This window comes from Kitasatospora sp. NPDC007106 (assembly GCF_040634455.1).
Taxonomy (GTDB): domain Bacteria; phylum Actinomycetota; class Actinomycetes; order Streptomycetales; family Streptomycetaceae; genus Kitasatospora; species Kitasatospora arboriphila.
This window is the reverse complement of the sequence record NZ_JBEYFP010001063.1, coordinates 1-1,841: the sequence shown is the minus strand read 5'-3', so window position 1 is coordinate 1,841 and position 1,841 is coordinate 1. Positions and strand designations below refer to the sequence as shown.

At 77.2% G+C, this 1,841-nt stretch carries 2 protein-coding genes; both read left to right on the top strand.

The window, feature by feature from the left end:
* Nucleotides 1-166: 166 nt before the first annotated feature.
* On the top strand, nucleotides 167-1,261 hold the full coding sequence (locus ABZ641_RS35740) for a glycosyltransferase (RefSeq protein WP_359988603.1): 1,095 nt from the start codon (nucleotides 167-169) through the stop codon (nucleotides 1,259-1,261).
* A gap of 61 nt (nucleotides 1,262-1,322) precedes the next feature.
* The coding region (locus ABZ641_RS35735; RefSeq protein WP_359988601.1) for a GNAT family N-acetyltransferase at nucleotides 1,323-1,841 on the top strand (519 nt) is incomplete at its 3' end.

Sequence of the window (1,841 nt, the reverse complement as noted above, 5' to 3'; positions counted from 1 at the left end):
CTGCCGGCCGGCCGGAGCCCGCCGAGCGGCCGGCACCGCCCGCGCCGGTCGCACCGGTCGCACCGGTCGCCGAGGAGCACCACCGGGCGGCGCCGAGCTGGGCACGCCGGCCCGGCGGCGAGTCGGTGGTCGAGACGACGCTGCAGCTGCGCGAAATCGAGGAGCGGTGAGCGGCCGACGGCGGGTGCTCTGGCTGGCCAAGGGCCTCGGCCGGGGCGGCGCCGAGCAGTTGCTGCTCAACTGCGCCCGGCACGCCGACACCGGGCGGTACGAGATCGAGGTGGCCTACGTGCTGCCGTACAAGGACGCCCTGGTGCCCGCGCTGGAGACGGCCGGGGTGCGGGTGCACTGCCTGGGCGGGGCGCCGGGTGCGCTGTGGCCGGTGCGGCTGCGCAGGCTGCTCGCCGAGCGCCGCTACGACCTGGTGCACTCGCACATGCCGATCCCGGCAGTGGCGGCCCGGCTGGTGGCGGTCGGCCGGCGGGCGCCGCGGCTGGTGCACACCGAGCACAACGTCTGGGAGCGCTACCGGACGGCCACCCGCTGGGCCAACGCGCTGACGTACCGGCGCAACGACGCGGTGGTGGCGGTCTCGCACGCGGTGGCGGCGACGATCGCCCGGCGGCGTCCGGACGACGGCTGGGTCACCGTGGTGCACCACGGCCCGGACCTGGCGGGCGCCCCCGAGGGGCCGGCCGCCCGGGCCGCCGCCCGCGCCGTGCTCGGTCTGCCGGCGGACGCACCGGTGATCGGCACGGTCGGCAACCTGACCGCCAAGAAGGACCAGGCCACCCTGCTCGCCGCCTTCGAGCTGCTGCGCCGCGAGCACCCCTCGGCGGCGCTGGTGCTGATCGGCGCCGGGCCGCTGGAGGCCGAGCTGCGTGCCCGGGCCGGCGGGGGCGTGGTGTTCGCCGGTTCCCGGCCGGACGTGCCGGCGCTGCTGCCCGCGCTGGACGTGTTCACCCTGAGCTCCCGCCAGGAGGGCCTGCCGGTGGCCCTGATGGAGGCGATGACCAGCGGCCTGCCGTCGGTGGTGACCCGGGTCGGCGGGATGCCGGAGGTGGTGGACGACGGCGTCGAAGGGCTGCTGGTGCCGCCGGGCGACCCGGTCGCGCTGGCCGGCGCGCTCGGCCGGCTGGCCGCCGACGAGGGGCTGCGCGAGCGGTTCGGGAAGGCCGCCCGGGAGCGGTCCCGGACCTTCGACACGGCCGGGGCGCAGCGCGCGATCGAGCAGGTGTACGCCCGGGTGCTGGCCCGTTGACCGATGCGGTCACCGACCGGCAGCACCCGCCGAGCGAGACGACATGGAGCCGAAGACCCAGATGACCGAGTCAAGCGCCGGGCTGACGTACCGTCCGCTCGTGGACGCCGACACGCCCGCCGTGCTGGACCTGCTGACCGCCTCGCTGGCGGGCGGGCCGACCGGCACGCGCAGTGCCGAGTTCTTCGAGTGGAAGCACCGGCGGAACCCGTTCGGTGCGAGTCCGGGCCTGGTCGCCGAGGAGGCGGGCGGGCGGCTGGCCGGGGTGCGGCTGTTCCTGCGCTGGCAGTGGCAGGCGGGCGGGCGGCCCGTGCCGGCCGTCCGGCCGGTGGACACCGCGACCCACCCGGAGTTCCAGGGCCGGGGGATCTTCCGCGATCTGACGCTGCGGCTGCTGGAGGAGGTCTCCGGCGACACCGAGCTGGTCTTCAACACGCCGAACGGCAACAGCCTGCCGGGTTACCTGAAGATGGGCTGGCGGGAGCTCGGCCGGGTGCCGATCGCCGTGCGGGTGGCCCGGCCGGCGGCGTTCGCGCGCGGTGCGCGGGCGGCGCTGGCCCGCCGTACCCGCCCCGCGGCG